This window comes from Metabacillus halosaccharovorans (assembly GCF_002019635.1).
Lineage (GTDB): Bacteria > Bacillota > Bacilli > Bacillales > Bacillaceae > Metabacillus > Metabacillus halosaccharovorans.
Genome location: NZ_KV917371.1, coordinates 1,444,770 through 1,467,500, shown reverse-complemented (window position 1 = coordinate 1,467,500; position 22,731 = coordinate 1,444,770). Strand labels below are relative to the sequence as shown.

General features: G+C 35.0%; 20 protein-coding genes. 11 read left to right on the top strand and 9 right to left on the bottom strand.

Annotated elements, in window-relative coordinates:
- Window positions 1–226: 226 nt before the first annotated feature.
- The 8 genes from BK577_RS06700 to dnaA form a co-directional block, all read right to left on the bottom strand.
- The gene (locus tag BK577_RS06700; protein ID WP_078432215.1) at window positions 227–1,315 is read right to left on the bottom strand and encodes an HD-GYP domain-containing protein; all 1,089 of its coding nucleotides are present in this window, start codon (window positions 1,313–1,315) and stop codon (window positions 227–229) included.
- Between the two features lie 137 nt (window positions 1,316–1,452).
- Window positions 1,453–3,933, bottom strand: coding sequence for a DNA gyrase subunit A (gyrA, locus tag BK577_RS06695; protein WP_078432214.1), 2,481 nt, complete (start codon window positions 3,931–3,933; stop codon window positions 1,453–1,455).
- Window positions 3,934–4,245: 312 nt separating this feature from the next.
- Window positions 4,246–6,174 carry a DNA topoisomerase (ATP-hydrolyzing) subunit B gene (gene gyrB / locus BK577_RS06690; protein WP_078432213.1) on the bottom strand — a complete coding sequence of 643 codons (1,929 nt, stop codon included), beginning with the start codon at window positions 6,172–6,174 and terminating at the stop codon, window positions 4,246–4,248.
- A 140-nt stretch (window positions 6,175–6,314) separates the two neighbouring features.
- A complete protein-coding gene (remB, locus tag BK577_RS06685; protein ID WP_026562868.1) occupies window positions 6,315–6,560 on the bottom strand; it encodes an extracellular matrix regulator RemB in 246 nt (81 codons plus the stop codon).
- A 10-nt stretch (window positions 6,561–6,570) separates the two neighbouring features.
- On the bottom strand, window positions 6,571–7,689 hold the full coding sequence (gene recF / locus BK577_RS06680) for a DNA replication/repair protein RecF (protein ID WP_078432212.1): 1,119 nt from the start codon (window positions 7,687–7,689) through the stop codon (window positions 6,571–6,573).
- A gap of 16 nt (window positions 7,690–7,705) precedes the next feature.
- A complete protein-coding gene (gene yaaA, locus BK577_RS06675) occupies window positions 7,706–7,921 on the bottom strand; it encodes a S4 domain-containing protein YaaA (protein ID WP_026561638.1) in 216 nt (71 codons plus the stop codon).
- A gap of 216 nt (window positions 7,922–8,137) precedes the next feature.
- Window positions 8,138–9,274 (bottom strand): DNA polymerase III subunit beta, encoded by a 1,137-nt coding sequence (gene dnaN / locus BK577_RS06670; RefSeq protein WP_078432210.1) that lies wholly within the window; start codon window positions 9,272–9,274, stop codon window positions 8,138–8,140.
- A gap of 233 nt (window positions 9,275–9,507) precedes the next feature.
- Window positions 9,508–10,860, bottom strand: a complete 1,353-nt coding sequence (gene dnaA / locus BK577_RS06665) for a chromosomal replication initiator protein DnaA (protein WP_078432209.1) — start codon at window positions 10,858–10,860, stop codon at window positions 9,508–9,510.
- Between the two features lie 599 nt (window positions 10,861–11,459).
- Here dnaA and rpmH point away from each other — a divergent pair.
- The 11 genes from rpmH (at window position 11,460) to BK577_RS06610 (ending at window position 22,020) form a co-directional block, all read left to right on the top strand.
- Window positions 11,460–11,594 (top strand): 50S ribosomal protein L34, encoded by a 135-nt coding sequence (rpmH, locus tag BK577_RS06660; RefSeq protein ID WP_026561635.1) that lies wholly within the window; start codon window positions 11,460–11,462, stop codon window positions 11,592–11,594.
- Between the two features lie 255 nt (window positions 11,595–11,849).
- The gene (gene rnpA, locus BK577_RS06655; protein WP_078432207.1) at window positions 11,850–12,194 is read left to right on the top strand and encodes a ribonuclease P protein component; all 345 of its coding nucleotides are present in this window, start codon (window positions 11,850–11,852) and stop codon (window positions 12,192–12,194) included.
- 150 nt (window positions 12,195–12,344) lie between these two features.
- Window positions 12,345–13,112, top strand: a complete 768-nt coding sequence (gene spoIIIJ, locus BK577_RS06650) for a YidC family membrane integrase SpoIIIJ (protein WP_078432206.1) — start codon at window positions 12,345–12,347, stop codon at window positions 13,110–13,112.
- Entirely contained in the window at window positions 13,112–13,735 is a 624-nt protein-coding gene (jag, locus tag BK577_RS06645; protein ID WP_342743289.1) for an RNA-binding cell elongation regulator Jag/EloR, read from the top strand. Before spoIIIJ ends, jag begins: the two co-directional genes overlap by 1 nt.
- Window positions 13,736–14,090: 355 nt before the next feature.
- On the top strand, window positions 14,091–15,476 hold the full coding sequence (gene mnmE, locus BK577_RS06640) for a tRNA uridine-5-carboxymethylaminomethyl(34) synthesis GTPase MnmE (protein ID WP_078432204.1): 1,386 nt from the start codon (window positions 14,091–14,093) through the stop codon (window positions 15,474–15,476).
- Window positions 15,477–15,504: 28 nt separating this feature from the next.
- Window positions 15,505–17,394, top strand: a complete 1,890-nt coding sequence (gene mnmG, locus BK577_RS06635; RefSeq protein WP_078432203.1) for a tRNA uridine-5-carboxymethylaminomethyl(34) synthesis enzyme MnmG — start codon at window positions 15,505–15,507, stop codon at window positions 17,392–17,394.
- Window positions 17,395–17,410: 16 nt separating this feature from the next.
- Window positions 17,411–18,127, top strand: coding sequence for a 16S rRNA (guanine(527)-N(7))-methyltransferase RsmG (gene rsmG / locus BK577_RS06630; RefSeq protein WP_078432202.1), 717 nt, complete (start codon window positions 17,411–17,413; stop codon window positions 18,125–18,127).
- A 104-nt stretch (window positions 18,128–18,231) separates the two neighbouring features.
- Window positions 18,232–19,101, top strand: a complete 870-nt coding sequence (gene noc / locus BK577_RS06625) for a nucleoid occlusion protein (RefSeq protein ID WP_078432201.1) — start codon at window positions 18,232–18,234, stop codon at window positions 19,099–19,101.
- 473 nt (window positions 19,102–19,574) lie between these two features.
- Window positions 19,575–20,336 carry a ParA family protein gene (locus BK577_RS06620; RefSeq protein WP_026561627.1) on the top strand — a complete coding sequence of 254 codons (762 nt, stop codon included), beginning with the start codon at window positions 19,575–19,577 and terminating at the stop codon, window positions 20,334–20,336.
- Window positions 20,329–21,177 (top strand): ParB/RepB/Spo0J family partition protein, encoded by an 849-nt coding sequence (locus BK577_RS06615; protein WP_078432200.1) that lies wholly within the window; start codon window positions 20,329–20,331, stop codon window positions 21,175–21,177. The genes BK577_RS06620 and BK577_RS06615 overlap by 8 nt, the downstream gene beginning before the upstream one ends.
- Window positions 21,178–21,315: 138 nt before the next feature.
- Window positions 21,316–22,020 carry a DUF554 domain-containing protein gene (locus BK577_RS06610; RefSeq protein ID WP_078432198.1) on the top strand — a complete coding sequence of 235 codons (705 nt, stop codon included), beginning with the start codon at window positions 21,316–21,318 and terminating at the stop codon, window positions 22,018–22,020.
- Window positions 22,021–22,099: 79 nt separating this feature from the next.
- Here the strand turns inward: BK577_RS06610 and yyaC are convergent, their stop codons facing one another.
- A complete protein-coding gene (gene yyaC / locus BK577_RS06605; protein WP_078432197.1) occupies window positions 22,100–22,723 on the bottom strand; it encodes a spore protease YyaC in 624 nt (207 codons plus the stop codon).
- Window positions 22,724–22,731: the final 8 nt, after the last annotated feature.

Sequence of the window (22,731 nt, the reverse complement as noted above, 5' to 3'; positions counted from 1 at the left end):
GTACTATATAGTACGTTTTTGTTAATCGAAATTAACGTTGGCACGCTTGGTTTTGTTTAGTTTTCAAAGAACTTAAGTCACTCAAAAGCGACTTCTTAAATATAACATTTAACTCATTAATAAGTCAACTGTTTTTTTAGCTTTTGTTTTTTCAATCAGCTCTGATTAGCTGACTTAAAAGATTATAGCAGTAACTATTACTACAGTCAATAAAAATCAGAGCTTTTTATATAATTTCCTCAATAAATAGTTCTCTTCGCTCTTTTAATGCAATAATTTCCTGCGTAATCAAACATTTTATCATTGGTCTTGTAGGATTACTATCATCTATAAAGATAATTTCAGCATCAACTCCATTAGATAACCTTACCTTGGTGCCTGAAGAGAACTTTGCAATTCCCTTTTTTAATTCATTAATAATCGTAATGTCAAACTTACCAAAATCATCCTCCATAATTTGTTCTAAGACCTTAAAAGGTGACTGTTTACTACGGTATGGCCTAACAGATACCATTGCTTGGTACGTATCAGCCAAAGCTACTATTTTACTATATGGGTGTAACTGTGCCCCTTTTACATTTAAGGGATAGCCGCTACCATCTATTCTTTCATGGTGTTGTAATACTCCCATTTTCACTCCATCTTTAATAAACATAATATTTTTAAGCATATTGTAACTATGAACAGGATGCTGTCTAATATCTTTGTATTCACTCTCAGTTAATGATACATTCTTTTTTAAAATATTTGCATTCACTTTACTCATACCACAGTCACATAATAATCCAGTTATAGCAATTTGGTTTATTTCTCCCTTTTGGTAACCTAACTTTTTTGCCAGAAACGCACTTATCAAAGCAACTGAAATACTATGGTGAAAAACATAATCTTCTTGTTGGCAGTAGTGATACAGCTTGAAAACTTCTTCATCATTAAGTTCAATTTCTGCAATTAAGGGAATAATAATGTGTCTTATCTTCTGAATATCAAGTATACCACCAGATTGCCAGTTTATAAAAAGCTGCTTATAAGCATGTACACTCTCTATATATTGTTGGTAAAACGTCTTATGAGGTGTTACTTCCTCTTTTGAAGTGTCTATTATTTGTTCTTCTTCAAAAAATGCTGGTTTAAATTCTTTTCCATTTGCTAATAAATTCGCAACTTGTACTTCCTTCACTAAAAATGCCTGCAGAACATCGATTAAATGTTTATTAATGATTGCATTTTTAAAAATTATTGGTCTATTTGTTGCTGATAAGACATTATCCGTTAAAATACAGCCTTCTTGTAATTGATCAATATGGATTTTCAATAGGTACCCCTCCTTAGTCCATTATACCTAAAAATGATAATATTGCTCATTTTTTCTTATCCATAATCAATAAAATTGATCTCTTCAGATAAAAAAAGAGCTAATACAACACAATTGTGTGTACTAGCTCCTGTTTTCTATTCTTCAGTTTGTTCTTCTGAATCATCTGCTTCTTCATGATCTTGTTCATCTTCCTTTTGCACCAAGGCAACAGTTGATACAGAAACATTTTCATCCAGTTTAATTAATTTTACCCCTTGTGTGTTACGACCCATTTTGGAAATTGTATCAACATCCATACGAATAATAATACCGCTTGCCGTGATTAACATAATATCCTCTTCCCCAGTAGCAGCTTTCACTGAGACGACCGGTCCATTTTTATCGGTGATATTACATGTTTTTAATCCCTTACCGCCACGGCTTTGAGTACGGTATTCCTCAGACGGAGTTCTTTTTCCGTAACCATTTTTTGTCACAATAAGGACATCAACACTTTCTTCAAGAATCTCCATACCTACAACTTCGTCATCCTCATCAAGGGTAATTCCTTTAACTCCTGATGCAGTTCGCCCCATTGAACGAACATCTGATTCAGGGAATCGAATCAACATACCATTTTTGGTTCCGATAATGATGTCTTTTGAGCCATCCGTTAATTTAACGGAAATTAGTTCATCTTGTTCACGGAGACCTACAGCGATTAAACCATTATTACGGATATTCGCGAACTGAGATAATGGAGAACGCTTGGAGATACCTTCCTTGGTTGTAAAGAACAAGAACCAATCATCAACAAATTCGGATACAGGTATAATAGCATTTACCCATTCACCTTTTTCCACACTTAACAAATTGATAATCGGAAGGCCTTTAGCTGTTCTGCTGTATTCAGGAATCTCATATCCTTTTGCTCTATAAACTTTCCCTTTATTCGTAAAGAATAGTATTGTATCGTGGGTGGATGTTGTTAAGAGATGTTCGACAAAATCATCATCATTTGTCCCCATTCCCTGGATTCCTCTACCGCCACGTTTTTGACTTCTGTAGGTGGAAACAGGAAGACGTTTAATGTATCCATTATGAGTTAAAGTAATGACAATATTCTCAACTGGAATAAGATCTTCATCCTCAATTGATTCTAGACCGCCAGACACAATTTCTGTACGACGGACATCATTAAAACGATCTTTAATTTCTGTAAGTTCTTCACGAATAATAGCAAGTACTTTTTCCTCATCAGCGAGGATTGCTTTTAGTTCAGCAATTAACTTAATAAGTGATTGATATTCTTCCTCAATCTTTTCACGTTCTAATCCTGTTAATCTTTGAAGCCTCATATCTAAAATTGCTTGAGCCTGCTTCTCACTTAATGAAAATTGCTCCATTAATCCGTTACGTGCAATTTCAGTTGTTTGTGAGTTACGGATTAACGTAATAACCGCATCTAAATGATCAAGTGCAATACGCAAACCTTCAAGTATATGAGCTCTTGCTTCTGCTTTTCTTAATTCAAAAGCAGTTCGACGTTTAATAACTACTTTTTGATGCTCAAGATAGTAGAAGAGCATTTGCTTAATATTAAGAACCTTTGGGTGGCCGTCCACAAGAGAAAGCATATTAATTCCAAAACTTGTTTGAAGGGCAGTTTGTTTATAAAGGTTATTAAGTAATACATTGGCATTTGCATCTTTACGTACTTCAATAACAACACGCATACCAGTACGGTCAGATTCATCACGTAAATCTGTAATTCCGTCAATTTTCTTATCACGAACTAATTCAGCTATTTTTTCAACAAGTTTTGCTTTATTTACTTGATAAGGTATTTCCTTGACGATGATTACTTGTTTTCCTGAAGGTTTTTCTTCAATTTCAACCTTTGCTCGAAGTGTAATGGAACCTCGACCTGTTTCATATGCTTTTCGAATTCCACTGCGACCAATGATTTGACCTGCAGTAGGGAAGTCAGGTCCAGGTATAATCTCCATAATTTCAGGAATCGTCAAGTCAGGATCCTTACTTAAAGCAAGAACTCCATCGATGACCTCTCCTAATTGATGTGGAGGAATATTTGTTGCCATCCCTACAGCAATTCCTGTTGCACCATTTACTAGTAAGTTGGGGAACCTTGCTGGAAGAACAACTGGTTCTCTTTCAGAACCATCATAGTTATCTTGGTAATCGATTGTGTCTTTATTGATATCGCGGATTAATTCCATTGATATTTTAGACATACGTGCTTCCGTATAACGCATTGCAGCTGCTGAATCTCCATCAACCGAACCAAAATTACCGTGTCCATCAACTAACATATATCTAAAGTTAAAATCCTGAGCCATACGAACCATTGTTTCATAAACAGCTGAATCACCGTGTGGATGGTATTTACCGATTACTTCACCAACGATACGAGCTGATTTTTTAAATGGTTTGTCTGAGGTCATTCCTAAATCATTCATCGCATACAAAATACGACGATGTACAGGTTTTAATCCATCACGCACATCTGGTAAAGCACGAGAGACAATAACACTCATCGCATATCCTAAAAAGGATTCTCGCATTTCGTTACTAATATTTCTTTCTATAACATGAGAGCTTTGATTTTCTGCCATATTAAGATAACCTCCCTTTCCTTTCTGTAATCTTAATTGGGAGTGCCAAATAACTCATCAGAAAACGACAAAATACTATCATTTTAAACAATTTATTGATAGTTGTTGTCTGTTATAAATTCTGCCCAATTGGATAATTTAATTAATAGTCTACTCTTCATTATAGCAATATTACCGAGAGAATACACATGAATTTACTAGATAATTCATAGATAATCTATAATTTAAAAGTCTTTAACTAAGGTCACTCTTATAAAAGTTTCTAACCTTCTAAAAAACACCTCATCGGTATGAGGTGTTTCATTCACTTTATCAAATATCTAGATTTTTGACATATTGTGCATTTTCTTCAATAAAGTTTCGACGAGGCTCTACTTTATCTCCCATAAGCGTATCGAAGGTTTCATCTGCATCAATTGCATCCTCTAGAGTTACTTGAAGTAAAGTACGAGTCTCCGGATTCATGGTTGTTTCCCATAATTGATCTGGATTCATCTCTCCAAGACCTTTATAACGCTGAATTCCAGGTTTTGGCAGTTCGGGCATTTCTGCTAAGTAAGTATCAAGTTGTTTATCATTATAAGCATATTCAATTCTTTTACCTTGTTGAATTTTATATAGTGGTGGTTGAGCAATATAGATATATCCTTGTTCAATAATTGGACGCATGTATCGATAGAAGAACGTTAATAGTAAAGTACGAATATGTGCTCCATCAACATCTGCATCTGTCATAATGACAACTTTATGATAACGGGCCTTTGTGATTTCAAAGTCTTCACCAATACCTGTACCTAATGCTGTAATAATCGCTCTTATTTCATTATTGGACAAAATTTTATCCAATCTAGCCTTCTCCACATTAATAATTTTTCCTCTTAATGGCAGGATTGCTTGGAAGTGTCGGTCACGTCCTTGTTTAGCTGAGCCTCCTGCAGAATCACCCTCAACGATATATAATTCACTGATTGATGGATCCTTTGAAGAGCAATCAGCCAGTTTACCTGGTAGATTTGAAATTTCCAGAGCACTTTTACGTCTGGTTAATTCACGGGCTTTTTTAGCTGCCAAACGTGCTCTTGCTGCCATAAGACCTTTTTCAACAATCTTTCTTGCTACTGATGGATTTTCTAACATGAATTTATCAAACGCTTCAGAGAAAACAGAATCTGTTACAGTACGAACCTCAGAATTCCCCAATTTCGTTTTCGTTTGTCCCTCAAACTGAGGATCAGGATGTTTAATCGAGATAATAGCTGTAATACCTTCCCGGACATCTTCTCCTGATAGATTATCATCATTTTCTTTGAAAATTTTATTCTTTCTAGCATAATCATTAATAACACGTGTTAAGGCTGATTTAAATCCAGCTTCATGTGTTCCACCTTCATAGGTATGAATATTATTAGCGAAAGAATAAATATTACTAGTGTAGCTGTCATTGTACTGAATAGCTACTTCTGTTGTGATCCCGTCTTTCTCACCTTCAATGTAGACAGGTTCATCATGGATAACCTCACGAGTACGGTTTAAGTGTTCAACATAAGACTTAATACCACCTTCATAGTAGTATTCATTTGAACGCTTATTCTCACGTTTATCCTCAATTGTAATTTTTAAGCCGCGGTTAAGAAATGCGAGCTCTCGTATACGATTGGCTAAAATTTCATATTCATATTCTGTCGTTTCTTTAAATATTTCCGGATCTGGCTTAAAGTGAGTAATCGTTCCGGTTACCTCGGTTTCACCAATAACCTCTAAATCACCTGCAGGTACTCCTTTATGAAACTGTTGAAAGTGAACCTTTCCTTCACGATGCACTGTTACATCAAGCACTGTTGAAAGGGCATTTACTACAGAGGCACCAACACCGTGAAGACCACCGGAAACTTTATATCCTCCGCCACCAAATTTACCTCCGGCATGGAGAACTGTCATAATAACTTCAACAGCTGGACGTCCCATTTTTTCATGGATCCCTACAGGAATGCCTCGACCATTATCTTTAACAGTAATACTGTTGTCTTCTTCTATGAGCACATTGATTTCAGTACAAAAACCCGCCAATGCCTCATCTATACTATTATCAACAATTTCCCAAACTAAATGATGCAGACCCTTGCCGCTAGTAGATCCAATATACATTCCAGGGCGTTTTCGAACAGCTTCCAGACCTTCTAATACTTGAATCTGATTTTCATCATAAGATTGTTGTTGGACTTGATTGTTATCTGTCGTCACACTGATCACCTACACTTTTCCTAAAGCTTACATAACTGATTTTGAAGCTTGATAATTAATAGCCTCTTAAAAAGAGTATTCTGTTACCAATAAATAATTGATGACAGGTAGCTTTATATTTAAGTCTATAAAAGCCTTAATCAATCTATATCAAAAGCAACTTGTGCTCGTTTTTTTAATGTGCTTGATGATAAAGGTGAAAAATAAATTTTATCAAGCGTTATAATAATAGATTTTGCATCATTACTTGCCAGTTGAACGATCTTATCCCTCTGTTTTTTAAAAAACTCATCCACAATTGATGAATCTTGAGAAGATTGTCGATCCAGTATCATAACGACTTCTTTTGAAGGAACAACATGGTTGTCTCCCAGATGAATATACATATGAATCACCTCATTTTTTGTCAGAAAGCTCTCCTGCTTTCACATGGAAAGTAGCAGCTTCTCTTAATGTTTGATGGTCGATTCCTTCTACACTTGTTGTTGTAACAAATGTTTGCACTTTACCCTGAATGGTATTTAACAAATGTGATTGTCTAAAATCATCCAATTCAGATAAAACATCATCCAGCAAAAGAATTGGATATTCTCCTATTTCGTTATGAATCAAATCAATCTCAGCCAATTTTAGTGATAGAGCAGTTGTTCTTTGCTGACCTTGTGAGCCATATGTTTGCACATCATGATCATTCACATAAAAGAGCATATCATCACGATGGGGTCCAGCAAGAGTAGCCCCACGTTCTATTTCTTTCTCTCTTATTTTAGCAAATTTTTGTTCATATGCTTCTATCATTTTTGTCAAATCATAATCTTCTGATACATCTACAGAAGGCTTATATTTAATTTTAAGTGTTTCCAGTCCTCTACTGATGCCAGAATGAACCGGCTCAGCCCATTTTTGGAGCTCAGATACAAACTGAAGACGTTTATTAATAATTTTGGCAGCCGCTTCACATAGTTGTTCTGTTAAAACATCAAGCATTGTCTGATCTTTTTGCTTTCTTAGCTGTAACAATTTCAAGTAATGATTTCGCTGCTGCATAATTTTCTGATAGCGACTTAAGTCATGAAGATAAATGGCAGAAACCTGACCAATTTCCATATCAATAAATCGCCGTCTAACTTGAGGACTTCCTTTTACCAAATTTAAATCCTCAGGAGCAAACATGATAACATTCATGCCCCCGACATACTGACTTAATTTCTCTTGTTCTATATGATTTAATTTTGCTTTTTTTCCTTTTTTGGAGATAACCAACTGAAGAGCTGTTGAGCGATTATATTTTTCAATGCTACCCTCTATTTTAGCATACTCTTTATCCCAGCCTATTAATTCCTTATCATTCGAAGTTCGGTGTGATTTAGCCATGGCCAGAACATAGATTGATTCCATAACATTTGTTTTTCCTTGGGCGTTTTCTCCAAGGATCACATTAACTTTGTTTTCGAATTGTACAGTCAAGTCGTCATAATTACGATAATTTTTTAATTTCAGCTCTTTTATAAACAAATTTTGTACACCAACTTTAATTTTTCACAATATACGTGCCGAAATCAGGTATATAAAGAACATCGCCATCTCTCAATTTCTTTCCACGACGATTTTCAGGCTCATTATTTACAAAGATCTCATATTCTGATAAAAACCATTTTGCCATTCCTCCAGACTGAATGACATCTGCCAATTTCAGAAACTGACCTAGTGTAATAAACTCCGAATCAATTTTGACAGGTTTAGCCATAGTAACCACCTTTCTCATCAGTAGTCTCTAACCTTTTTATTTTACTAAAAATATGATCATAAGTACAACTACTCTCAGCATCTCTTTTTAGTGTCCACTGCAGAAAGACACTGAATTCCGACCTCCACAACACATAGGTAATTTCGACCATACATCTAAATTTTTACAGCTAAAAGAAAAGGACTGACATTAAAATCAGTCCATCCTTCAAAAAAATCAGTATGTTCTTACTGGTAAAATGAGTTGGAGCATAGAATCATCATCTTTTGTCCGTATCACAAACGGTCTCATTGCTCCAGTAAAATTAACATTTATCTCTGTTCCTTCGAGTGCCTTTAAAGCATCCATTACATATTTTGCACTGAATGAAATTTTCAGTTCTTCCCCAACAACTTCTTCTGCTTGAATTTCCTCACTTACTTTCCCAATTTCAGGAGAATTAGATGATACTTCAATCATTCCATCTGTTAAAGTTGACAGTTTAACAACATTATTTCGCGCTTCCTTTGCAAGTAGGGAAGCACGATCAATAGCTTGTAAGAATTCCTTTGAATTCAACGTTAGGTTTGTTTTGCTATCTGAGGGTATCAAACGGGATGTATCTGGATAATTACCGTCTAACAATCTTGAGAAAAACAATAAGTTTTTTGCTTTAAATAAGACTTGATTTTCAGTAATAACAATTTCAATCGGCTCACTAGTATCATCAAGGATTTTACTTAATTCACTAAGACTTTTCCCAGGAATAACAGCATTATAATAAATTTGATTTTCAGAATTAATCATGGCTTTTCTTAATGCTAAACGGTGGCTATCTGTAGCTATACAAATCAGTTCACCATTCTCAAGTTTCCAATTAACACCTGTTAAAATAGGTCTTGTTTCAGAAGTTGAAACAGCAAATACAGTTTGACGAATCATGGCCTTTAGTAAGTCCGTTGGTATTTTAAAGATATTATCTTCCTCAATTTGTGGAAGAAGAGGGTATTCTTCAGCATCTAAGCCATTAAGACTAAACTCCGCTTTACCGGATCGAATGATCGTTGAATGATGATTACCTACTTCAATTTCAACGATTTCCATTGGAAGTTTCTTTACGATTTCACTAAAAAACTTTGCTGTTAATACAACACTACCGGCTTGGACAATTTCTACAAATTCTTTACCATCTTCTTCAGCTGGTATAAAAGATTCAATAGAGATATCAGAATCACTACCAGTTAAGGTAACACCCTCAGTATGAGCAACAATCTTAATTCCTGTCAAAATAGGAATTGTTGTTCTGGATGACACAGCTTTCATTACATCTTGTACACCTTGAACTAATTTATCTCGTTGAATTATAAATTTCATGATTTAATTCCTCCTGTTCCTAAGCCAATTTAAATTTTAGCAATGCAAATAGGATTTGTGAAATTTTTTTATGTTTAGTTATATTATTTTTTATTAAAAATATAATAGAAGTACTAGTAGGTGCTGTGGAAATGTGGATAACTATCTTAAAAGAAGAGAAACACAGCCTATCCACATGTGGACAGACTGTGTATATATCTGTACTAGTTATTCACATTATTCATCTATTAAAATTAAGAGCCTTTTAATAAACCTGTAATTTCTTTTAACTGTTGTTGCAGTAATTCATCAGATTGGAGCATCTTAGAAATTTTTTCATGAGCATGAATAACAGTTGTATGGTCACGTCCTCCAAATTCCTCTCCAATTTTCGGGAGTGAAGAATCAGTTAATTCTCTAGATAAATACATAGCAATTTGTCTAGGAAAGGCAACTGATTTCGTTCTCTTCTTCGCTTTAAAATCTTCCAATTTAACTTGAAACTCCTGTCCAACTATTCGTTGAATATCACTAATCGAAATCATTTTAGGTTTGGAGTTGGGGATGATGTCTTTTAATGCTTCAGCAGCTAAATCTGCATTTATATCTTTATTTATAAGGGAAGAATAGGCAACAACACGAATTAGTGCACCCTCTAATTCCCGAATATTTGAGTCAATTTGATTTGCAATATAGAGCATCACTTCATTAGGTATATCAAGGCCTTCTGCTTTGGCCTTTTTCCTAAGGATAGCGATTCTCGTTTCTAAATCCGGCGGAGTAATATCTGTAATTAACCCCCACTCAAAGCGGGAACGAAGACGATCCTCTAAAGTCGGAATTTCCTTCGGTGGACGATCACTTGAAATAACAATTTGTTTGCTTTCCTCATGAAGTGTATTGAAAGTATGGAAAAATTCCTCTTGAGTTTGTTCTTTTCCTGCTAAAAATTGAATATCATCAATTAGTAAAACATCAACACTTCTATATTTATTTCTAAATTCGACAGTCTTATTATCTCTAATAGAATTAATAAATTCATTTGTAAACTTCTCGGATGATAAATAAACAACCTTTGCAGATGGTTTATGATCGATTACATAATGGCCGATAGCGTGCATTAAGTGAGTTTTCCCAAGTCCAACTCCTCCGTAGATAAACAAAGGATTATAAGCTTTAGCAGGCGCCTCGGCTACTGCCAAAGATGCTGCATGAGCAAAGCGGTTGCCTGAGCCTATTACAAACGTATCAAATGTATATTTAGGGTTTAACATGTTTTGCGGTAATTCAGTATGTTCCTCATCCTGTTTATTTATTTGTTTAATAGGTGAATTAGGAACAAAGTCATCATCTGTTTGATTTTGGGGAATAATAAATTTTATCGCAAATTCTTCACCAGTTAATTGATAGATTGAATCCGCAATTAAATGCAAGTATCGGGATTCCAACCAGTCTCTGGCAAATTCATTTGGAGCAGTAATTGTTAAAGTGTCCCCCTGAATTCCATGAGCTTTTGTTGATTTTAGCCATGTTTCAAAGCTGGGCTTACTTATTTTTTTTTCGATCTCTGCCAAAGCCTTATCCCATAGCTCAGAAATATTCTCCATTTACGTAGTGTCCCTCCTTTGCCAAAACGCTCTTTTGTATAACAATTGTACAAGCTGCGAATATACGTGTATAAACATGCAAAAGTTGACGTATGTGAATAAATATATAATATAGTAAAAAAACGTCTTTTCGACAAAACCCACGACTTGTGGACAACAATTTACACAACCTGTTTATAAACTTTCCACATGTTATCCACAGACTGTGGATATGTTGAAAATGCCAATAGTTTATTAAGAGTGAAAACACAAATATAATATCAGAATAAAACTAGATATGCAACGGTTTTTACAAACTTATCCACATAATTAATCATTTGTTAAAATAAATTGTCCACAATGATAAAATATGTGAAAAACTTGTCGATAACAGATGTGGATAGTGAAGAATCATGTCGAAAAAATATCCACAGGCCATCCTGTAGAAGGAGAAGAGGATTTCATACATATAACGAATTATTTTTTTAGCGTAATATTAAACACATTAAAAATGGTTACCTGAAATGAAATTAGCAGTTGGTGGTTGACAATTTATATGGTAGGTAACTATAATTAGTAAGACTGTCTTTAACTGTTATTCCTCAGGGAGGTGTCAATATATGAAACGTACTTATCAACCAAATAAACGTAAACGTAGTAAAGTTCATGGTTTCCGTAGCCGTATGAGCACAGCTAATGGACGTAAAGTTCTTGCTCGCCGTCGTCGCAGAGGAAGAAAAGTATTATCAGCATAGGCCACTGAAAAGTCAGTGGTCTCTTTTTTTAAAATAAAGTAATGGTTAATAAAAGGCACTATGTTAACTGGAGCATAATTTGCGGACAAGCTTAACAGAGTGTTTTACATATTAGATTGATTTATGTATGGTGATCTGGTTTAAAAGAGGTAGAAGACATAATATAAGTAAGTTTAAATCAAGAGTAATTCAGATATAATGATGGTGATCATTCTGTTGTTGACATAATAGCAGAACAAACCGGAGTGAAGGAAAATGAAAAGGAAGTACAGAATTAAGAAAAATAAAGATTTTCAAGTTGTCTTTAAAAATGGTAAGTCAGTTGCCAATAGACAATTTGTTCTTTATTTTTTGCAAAAACCGGAAGAAAAGGAATTTCGGATCGGACTATCAGTAAGTAAGAAGATCGGAAATGCTGTTACACGCAATAAAGTTAAGCGTTTAATTCGACAGGTTTTTTCAGAAGAGAAACATCGAATTGCAAGTGGAAAAGAATTTATCATTATTGCTAGGAAACCAGCTGCAGACATGAATTATCATGAAGTAAAGGGAAGCTTGAACCACTTGTTTAGAAAAGCCAAAATATATCAAAAAAAATAGATGATGAAAATTGTAGAAATTATATTAATGAAAACTTCATCAGACAAAACAATTCCATGAATAAAAGTGTTAAGATAATACCTATGTGGAACTTTTTCTATCTTTTAACGTACAAAAAGGGTATCAATTATTGATTAGGAGGAAAAAGGTTTGAAGAGGCGCATATTTTTAATTGCAGGATTAGTAGGGATCCTGGCTCTATTAACTGGTTGTACGGAAGTAAATGTTCCGATTACATCTGAGAGTGAAGGGTTCTGGAATTCTTACATTGTTTATCCTTTATCACAACTTATTACATATTTTGCAGAGATAACTGGTGATAATTATGGTTTTTCAATCGTTATAGTAACACTCATTATTCGATTGGCTATATTGCCATTGATGATCAAACAAATGAAAAGTTCTAAAGCAATGCAAGCTATTCAACCGGAAATGCAAAAATTAAGAGAAAAATATAGTTCAAAAGATCAACAAACTCAACAAAAACTTCAACAGGAAACAATGGCGTTATTCCAGCAGCATGGTGTTAATCCACTTGCAGGTTGTTTTCCTTTAATTATTCAAATGCCGATTTTAATCGGATTCTATCATGCAATTATGAGAACTGAGGAAATCGCACAACACAATTTCCTATGGTTTGACTTAGGTGAAAGAGATCCTTACTTCATTCTACCGTTAGTTGCGGGTGTCACAACATTTATCCAACAAAAAATGATGATGGCCGGGAATGCTAATCAAAACCCACAAATGGCTATGATGTTATGGCTTATGCCAATTATGATCGTTGTTTTCGCAATAAGTTTCCCTGCTGCTCTATCTTTATATTGGGTAGTCGGAAATCTCTTCATGATTGTTCAAACATATTTTGTGAAAGGTCCTGAATTAAAGGCCGCAAAAGATGGAGGAAATAAAAAGTGATGGAAATAACTGCTAATGGACAAACTGTCAATGAAGCAGTAGAGGTAGCATTAAAGCAATTGCAAGCAAAACGAGACGAAGTTGAGATCACAATTCTTGATGAAGGAAAAAAGGGCTTTTTCGGAGTTTTTGGAAAAAAACCTGCTAGTGTCAAAGTAACACTCATTCACAACCCAATTAAAGCTGTACAAGAGTTTTTAGCAGACGTTATACAAAAAATGGGAATTAATGCAGATGTTCAGGTAAAACAATCCGGAAAAATAATAAAAATTCAACTATCTGGAGATAAAATGTCAGTTTTGATTGGAAAAAGAGGGCAGACATTAAATTCTTTGCAATATCTTACTCAATTAGTTGCTAACCGCAACTCCAATCACTATCTGCAGATTATATTGGATGCTGAAAATTATCGGGAAAAAAGAAAAGAAACATTAAAACAGCTTGCGGGAAGGCTTGCTAAGCAGGCAATTCATACCTCAAAAAATGTCTCTTTAGAGCCGATGCCTTCATATGAAAGAAAAGTAATCCATGCTGCACTTGCTGAATTTAAAGAAATTAAAACATACTCAGTTGGCGAAGAGCCAAACAGACATTTAGTTATATCACCTAAAAAAAGAGGATGACACAGTCATCCTCTTTTTTCTTCTAAATATCATTATATTAAGAAAGCAATTAATGGTAGAAGATTCCTCATATAAACACCCCATATTTTTTGCCCAATTAAATTAATAGAGATCATTTCTGCCTTTTAGTCGATTTTTTTACTTAGGATCAATTTACTATGTACAGGAAATATTGTTATTAACATGTGGATAAGTTAAAATAAGTAGAGGTATATAAGATAGTGGATAAAATGATGTGGATAAAACAAAGTGATTTTTCTTTCTTATGAAAACGAAATATGCTATCTTTAAAATTTGGTCGAGTTGATAATAAGGAGTTTGCATAGATAAATAAAAGAGAGAGGTGATCGTAGCGATGGAGTTAGATACAATCGCAGCGATATCAACACCTTTAGGAGAGGGAGCCATAGCAATTGTCAGATTAAGTGGTGAAGATGCGATTCAAATTGCAGATAAGCTATTTAAAGCTCCCTCAAATAAAAGGTTAACAATGGTTGACTCCCATACGATCCATTACGGACATATAATTGATCCAGCAACAAATGCTGTTGTTGAGGAAGTAATGGTTTCTTTAATGAGAGGACCTAAAACATTTACAAGAGAAGACGTAGTCGAGATAAACTGCCATGGTGGTATTGTGACAGTTAATCGAGTGCTGCAATTAATTATACAAAACGGGGCGAGACTTGCAGAACCCGGAGAATTTACAAAAAGAGCTTTTCTTAACGGCAGGATTGACTTATCGCAAGCAGAAGCTGTAATGGATTTAATTCGTGCAAAAACAGACAGGGCTATGAATGTGGCCTTAGGACAAATGGAAGGGAAATTGTCTAAGCTCGTTCAAAGATTAAGACAGGAAATACTAGAAACATTAGCACATGTTGAAGTCAATATAGACTATCCTGAGTACGACGATGTAGAAGAAATGACACATCAAATGCTCATAGAAAAGGCATCATTCGTAAAAGATGAAATAAGTAAGCTTTTACAGACATCCCAGCAGGGGAAGATTTTAAGAGAAGGTCTTTCAACCGTTATAATTGGTAGACCGAATGTAGGGAAATCATCTTTATTAAATAGTCTTGTTCAAGAAAACAAGGCGATTGTAACAGATATTCCCGGAACAACAAGGGATGTTATAGAAGAGTATGTAAATGTCAGAGGTGTCCCACTTCGTCTGGTTGATACAGCGGGTATCCGTGAGACTGAGGATATTGTAGAAAGAATTGGTGTAGAGCGGTCAAGGAAAGTATTAAAAGAAGCTGATTTGATTCTTTTAGTATTAAACTTTCATGAAAAGCTTTCTGAAGAAGATATTCAGCTATTCGAAGCAGTTAAAGGAATGGACGTTATTGTCATTGTCAATAAAACTGATTTAGATAAACGAATTGATCTTGATAAAGTAAAAGAATTAGCTAATGGAAGACCGGTTGTGACAACCTCTTTACTTGAAGAGCAAGGAATTGATGAACTTGAAGAAGCAATAAGTGCATTGTTTTTCAAAGGAAATGTTCAAAGCGGTGATTTAACATATGTATCAAACTCCAGACATATTGCATTATTAACTGCTGCAAAAACATCAATTGAGGATGCTTTAGTTGGAATAGATGCAGGAGTACCGATTGATATTGTACAAATTGATTTGACCAGATGTTGGGAACAACTTGGGGAGATCATTGGTGACGCTGTTCATGAGAGCTTAATTGATCAGTTATTCTCTCAATTTTGTTTAGGAAAATAAGAAATGCTTTTAAAAAGGAGGTTACAAAATGACCTATCATGCAGGAGATTATGATGTTATCGTTGTTGGGGCTGGGCATGCCGGTTGTGAATCAGCACTTGCTTCGGCAAGAATGGGTGCTAAAACGCTCGCTATTACCATCAACTTAGATATGGTCGCATTTATGCCTTGTAATCCATCTGTTGGTGGACCTGCAAAAGGAATTGTTGTCCGCGAAATAGATGCTTTAGGCGGAGAAATGGGTAAAAATATTGATAAAACACACATTCAAATGAGAATGTTAAATACAGGAAAAGGACCAGCTGTAAGAGCACTGCGTGCCCAAGCTGATAAATTTGCTTATCAACATGAAATGAAGAAAACGATGGAAAATGAACCAAACCTAACATTGCTTCAAGGAATGGTTGATCGCCTTATCGTTGAAGATGGTGTTTGTAAAGGTATCGTAACCCAAACAGGTGCAGAATACTTTGCGAAAGCTGTTGTCTTAACGACAGGAACATTTTTAAGAGGAGAAATTATACTCGGTGAATTAAAATATTCAAGTGGTCCAAATAATCAACAACCTTCTATAAAGTTATCAGAACACCTACAAGAGTTAGGTTTTGATTTAGTCCGCTTTAAAACCGGTACACCTCCGCGTGTCAATAGTCATTCAATTGATTACAGCAAAACAGAAATACAACCGGGGGATGAAGTACCGCGAGCTTTCTCATATGAAACAACAAAATACATTACAGATCAGCTTCCATGTTGGTTAACGTATACTAGTGGGGAAACTCATAAAATTATTGACGATAATCTTCACCGATCTCCAATGTATTCTGGAATGATTAAAGGAACTGGGCCGAGATACTGCCCATCAATTGAAGATAAAGTTGTTCGATTTAATGACAAACCCCGACACCAAATCTTTTTAGAACCTGAAGGCAGAAATACTCAAGAGGTCTATGTGCAGGGACTTTCAACAAGCTTACCGGAAGATGTGCAGCAACAAATCCTGAAAACCATCCCAGGACTAGAAAAAGTTCAAATGATGAGAGCAGGGTATGCCATTGAATATGATGCCATTGTGCCGACACAATTATGGCCTACACTAGAAACCAAAGCTATTTCTTCTTTGTTTACAGCAGGGCAAATAAATGGAACATCAGGATATGAAGAAGCGGCAGGTCAAGGATTAATGGCAGGGATTAATGCTGCACAGAAAGCCCTTGGAAAAGAAGAAGTTATTTTAAGTCGTTCGGATGCTTATATTGGTGTGCTTATTGATGACTTAGTGACAAAAGGTACAAATGAGCCATATCGTTTACTTACATCAAGAGCAGAATATCGATTATTGCTGCGTCATGATAATGCAGATTTACGTTTAACGGATATTGGTCATAAAATAGGGCTCATTTCATATGAACGATACGAAAGGTTTAATCTGAAAAAGAAAGCAATAGAAGAAGAAAAAGAACGCTTATCTTCAACTATTATTAAGCCGAATCAAGAAACGCAAAACCTCATCCTTTCTGTTGGCGGAAGCGAACTAAAGGATGGAATTAAAGCAGCAGATTTACTTAAACGTCCTGAAATGACCTACGAGCATATCGCACAACTTGTGCCATCAGAACAAGTTGTGGATTCAGATGTATCTGAACAAGTTGAAATTCAGGTCAAATATGAAGGTTATATTGAAAAATCCTTACAGCAAGTAGAAAAATTAAAGAAAATGGAAAATAAAAAGGTTCCGGAAGATATCGATTATGATGATATTAATGGACTAGCCTCTGAAGCACGCCAAAAGCTTAAAGAAGTTAGGCCTCTATCAGTTGCTCAGGCGTCACGTATAGCCGGTGTAAACCCTGCTGATATTTCCATTTTATTGGTTTATCTCGAGCAAGGGAGAATAGCCAGAGTCTCTAATCAATAATAGAAAGGTTTTGAGCATGGATAGGGCACTATTTCAATCAAGTTTAGCTGAGAAAGGAATTCATCTTTCTCAGCATCAGATGGATCAATTTGATATATATTTTAAACTTTTAGTACAATGGAATGAAAAAATGAATTTGACTTCCATCACTGAAGAAAAGGATGTTTATTTAAAGCATTTTTATGACTCAATTTCAGCTGCATTTTATTTTGATTTTTCAAATCCTCTTTCTATATGTGATGTAGGTGCCGGTGCAGGATTCCCAAGTATTCCAATTAATATTTGTTTTCCGCACTTGAACGTATCGATTGTAGATTCTTTACAAAAAAGAATTACGTTTTTATCACACTTGGCAAATGAATTAGGTTTACAAAACATTCAGTTGTTCCATGATCGAGCTGAAACATTTGGTCAAAATAAGCAATATAGGGAATCGTATGATATCGTAACAGCAAGAGCTGTAGCTAGATTATCTGTATTAAGCGAACTATGTATACCTTTAGTGAAAAAAGACGGGTATTTTATTGCAATGAAAGGTGCGGCTGCTCAAGAGGAACTAGAAGCAGGAAAAAAAGCGGTTGGAGTTTTAGGTGGTAACGTAAAACAGATTCATTCATTTGAATTACCAATGGAAGAAAGTGAAAGAACCATTATTATTATTCAAAAAGAAAAAACAACTCCAAAAAAATATCCCAGAAAGCCTGGAACGCCTAACAAGCTTCCAATTGAGTAGATGTTTCACATGAAACATTTACTCAATCTTTTGAGTATTTTGAAGGAAATAGTGATAGAAAGATAGAATATTAAAAATGGTAGTTTTTAAAGGTGGTGTAGGTCATGAAGCATCCATTTTCTCGTTTTTTCGGTTTGGGAGAAAAAGAAGAAATAGAACAAATCGTTGTTGAGGAAGTTGAACAGGAAAATACAGCGGAAGAAATAAAGGAAGAGGTTAAAAAGATTCAAATTAAAGATATTGTACCTAACCGCTTCCAGCCACGTACCGTTTTTTCAGATGAAAAGATTGAAGAGTTAGCTTTAACAATTCGTACACATGGAATTATTCAACCTATCGTCGTACGTGAAGTTGACGGTAAGTTTGAATTAATAGCAGGAGAGAGACGTTGGCGTGCTGTACAAACATTAGGTTGGGATGTTATTCCTGCAATTGTAAAGGATTTCAATGATACAGAAACAGCAAGTGTTGCTTTAATAGAGAATTTACAAAGAGAAGAATTATCTTCCATTGAAGAAGCTGTAGCTTACGCGAAGTTACTGGAATTACATAACCTTACTCAAGAAGCCTTGGCTCAAAGACTTGGGAAAGGACAGTCAACAATAGCGAATAAGCTGCGATTATTAAAACTGCCTGAAGAAGTGCAAGACGCATTACTTAAGAAATTAATTACAGAGCGTCATGCCCGTGCACTTATTCCGTTGAAAAATCCTGAATTACAAAATACATTGTTAGAGGAAATTATTCAAAAACAGTTTAATGTAAAACAAACTGAAGATAGAGTAGTAAAGCTGCTTGAAAAAAATAATGTGAAGCCTAAACCAAGACGTAAGGCTTTTAGCAGAGACACAAGAATTGCTATGAATACAATTCGTCAATCCCTAACGATGGTAGCAGATAGTGGTGTGAAACTAAACACTGAAGAAGAAGAATTTGATGAGTATATCCAATTTACGATTAAGATTCCAAAATAATCTCATCACTTCTTAAAGCACTTGCAATTTTATGTTGAATAGACCATTTATTTAGCATGCATTTTGTTAGGTACTGGCTACTGTCAGGCCTTTTTTCTTTGGCTGCTTTTAAGAGAGTTTTGATCTAGTTGAAAAAGAGATTTTCTCTAAGGGAAAATACTAAATTAAAGAAATAAGAAAAAATTAAAACCTTTCCTTCATTTTTCATGATAAAATAAAAAATGGTGAAAAGGTTCTTTTTGTACGATTAAAAGTATAAAATTATTACCTGGTTTTGGTGTCTAGCTCCAGCGCCTAGCCCCTCGAGGTCATAAGCCAATTTGGAATTGAAGGCAAAGAACGCCTTCTATTCCAAATCGCCTTATGCTTGTCGGGGCTGACCAAGGCGCTTGCGCTTTTCTAATTTCCTACTCAATGTATTAGGTGTTTGTTAAAAAACAACAGATCTTATGTTTATGAAAGTAGGTGACATCGTGGGAAAAATCATTGCGGTTGCAAACCAAAAAGGTGGAGTTGGGAAAACAACAACATCGGTTAATTTGGGAGCTTGCTTAGCATACATCGGGAAAAGGGTACTTCTTGTCGATGTTGACCCACAAGGAAATGCAACAAGTGGAATTGGTATTGAAAAAGCCGATGTCGAACATTGCATTTATGATATTTTAGTAGACGACGTAGCAGCAAAGGACGTCATTAAGCCAACAGCTGTTGAAAATCTTGATATTATTCCGGCAACAATTCAATTAGCAGGAGCAGAAATCGAATTAGTTCCAACGATCTCAAGAGAAGTTAGACTTAAACGGGCACTTGAAGCTGTAAAAGATAACTATGATTATATGGTTATAGACTGTCCTCCTTCATTGGGACTGTTAACAATAAATGCACTAACCGCTTCCGATGCAGTCTTAATACCTGTTCAATGTGAATATTATGCATTAGAAGGTTTGAGTCAGCTGTTAAATACAGTTCGTCTTGTTCAGAAGCATCTGAATACAGACTTAACAATTGAAGGAGTTTTATTAACAATGCTTGATGCCCGAACAAATTTAGGAATTCAAGTTATTGATGAAGTGAAAAAGTATTTTCAAGATAAGGTTTATAAAACGATAATTCCAAGAAACATTCGCTTAAGTGAAGCACCAAGTCATGGTCAACCTATTATCATATATGATCCAAGATCTAGAGGAGCAGAAGTTTATTTAGATTTGGCAAAGGAAGTGGTTGTGAATGGCTAGAGGCTTAGGTAAAGGGATTAATGCTTTATTTACAAATGTTGAGGTGGGGCAGGAAGAATCTGTTCAGGAAATAAAAATCAAAGAAATCCGTCCAAATCCATATCAGCCACGTAAAGTTTTTGAACAGGATGCCATTAATGAACTCAAGGAATCCATCCTGCAACATGGTGTTTTACAACCTATCATTGTTCGCAAAAGTATAAAAGGATTTGAAATAGTTGTTGGAGAACGTAGATATCGTGCTGCGAAAGAAGCGAAGTTAACTGTTATTCCAGCTGTTGTCCGTAATCTTACAGAACAACAAATGATGGAATTAGCTTTATTAGAAAATCTACAACGCGAAGATCTCTCACCAATTGAAGAGGCTCAAGCATATCAAAAGCTAATGGAACATTTAAATGTAACGCAAGAGGCATTAGCGAAAAGATTAGGGAAAAGCCGTCCCCATATTGCTAACCATGTTAGACTGCTTACATTACCGCAAAAGATTCAGCAATTAATTGCTGAAGGGAAGCTGTCTATGGGGCATGGCCGTACATTATTGGGATTAAAAAATAAAGAGAAATTGAATGCACTTGTGGAAAAGGTAATGAAAGAGCAATTAAATGTTCGTCAATTAGAGCAGATCATCCAACAACTAAACAATGGTGTTCCACGTGAAACAAAGAAGAAAAAGCCTGAAAAAGATGTATTCATTAAAGAAAGAGAAACATTTCTACAGGAGTATTTTGGGACATCTGTTACAATAAGTAAGCAAAAGAAAAAGGGAAAGATTGAAATAGAGTTCTTTTCTCAGGAAGATTTAAATCGTATTCTAGAGTTGCTGGATCGGCAAGGATAGTATATTAATATAATTGTTGACAAGTGCTGACTAAAATAGTCAGTCTTTTTTTCATGTTTAATAATCTTCTTGAAAATATGTGTTCGTTGTTATATCGCTAAAAATTGTGATAAATATATAGAATGGCAGGTAATCTAGTTGGTTTTATTTGGAAGTATTATAAACGCCTTAGGAATTATTCTTGGAACAATAATTGGCTTATTACTTAGAAAAATACCTGAACAAATGAAGCAAACAGTCATGACAGCTATTGGACTCTCTGTTGTTGTTTTAGGATTAGATATGGCTTTGAAGAGTAGCGACTTCTTCTTTGTTATCGTAAGTTTAGTCATAGGAACAGTTATGGGAGAATGGTTGAAATTAGAAGATCATCTTCATGGTTTAGGAAATATGCTGGAGAAGAAGATTGGTAAATCCCCTACCGGAAATATTGCCCAAGGGTTTGTAACGGCAACGTTAATCTTTGTTGTGGGGGCTATGGCTATAATAGGTGCACTAGATAGTGGATTAAGACAGGATCATTCTGTTCTCCTCACAAAATCAATGATTGATGGTTTCACAAGTATGGTATTAGCAAGTACCCTTGGGATAGGTGTTTTATTTTCAGCTATTCCAGTCTTCCTTTATCAAGGGGGAATAGCCTTATTTGCAAATGTAATTCATCAATTTTTGTCAGACTCTCTATTAGAGCATCTGATTGCAGAATTAACAGCTACAGGTGGAGTGCTTATTATAGCAATAGGTATCAATATATTAGGAATTAAGCAAATAAGAGTAGCAAACTTGTTGCCAAGTATTGTTATTATTACTATTATCGTTCTTATACAATATAACTTTTCATAAAATAGGAATCCAAACACTGCATACTTGCAGTATTTTTTCATATAGACATTAAATTTAATTTTATTTGTCAGAAAAAGATTTAGTTAATAGCAGTATCTTGATTCGCCATCCAATTTCTCCTGACTGTAATACGCTTCTCTAAATAGACTTTCTCAGCTTCTATAATTCCTATAGAAATAATATCGGCCATGCTCATGACTAAATGTAACCTTGTATTCTGTAAAACAAGGAATTCCATATATCCGCTAATGTTCACGATGCCGGTAATATGCATATCGCCAACTTCAGGTAATTCTTTATTTACACCAGCACCAGGCTTTATCGAGCCTTTTGCAACTTCCATATATCCCACACTTTTAAATCTTCCTAAACAAGCATCAATTGCAATAATGAATGGATTGCGGTGTTTCTCCTTTATATATTGAATTGTTTCCTCTAGATTCACAGCATGAACCGGATCTTTTAATGTCCCATAGACATGGAAATGACTTAACTCTTTTTTGATGGAAGTGCCTATTAAAGGGCCTAAACAATCTCCGGTGGAGCGGTCTGTTCCAATACAAATAATAACGATAGGCTTATAGAATAGTTTTGGCAAATGTTCTATAAGCATATTTGTTAAAAGAGATGTAGCTCTTTCATCTTCATAATGGATCCGATCTTGATTCTTACCTGATTGAAAAAGACCTGATTTTAGATTCATAGAATTCA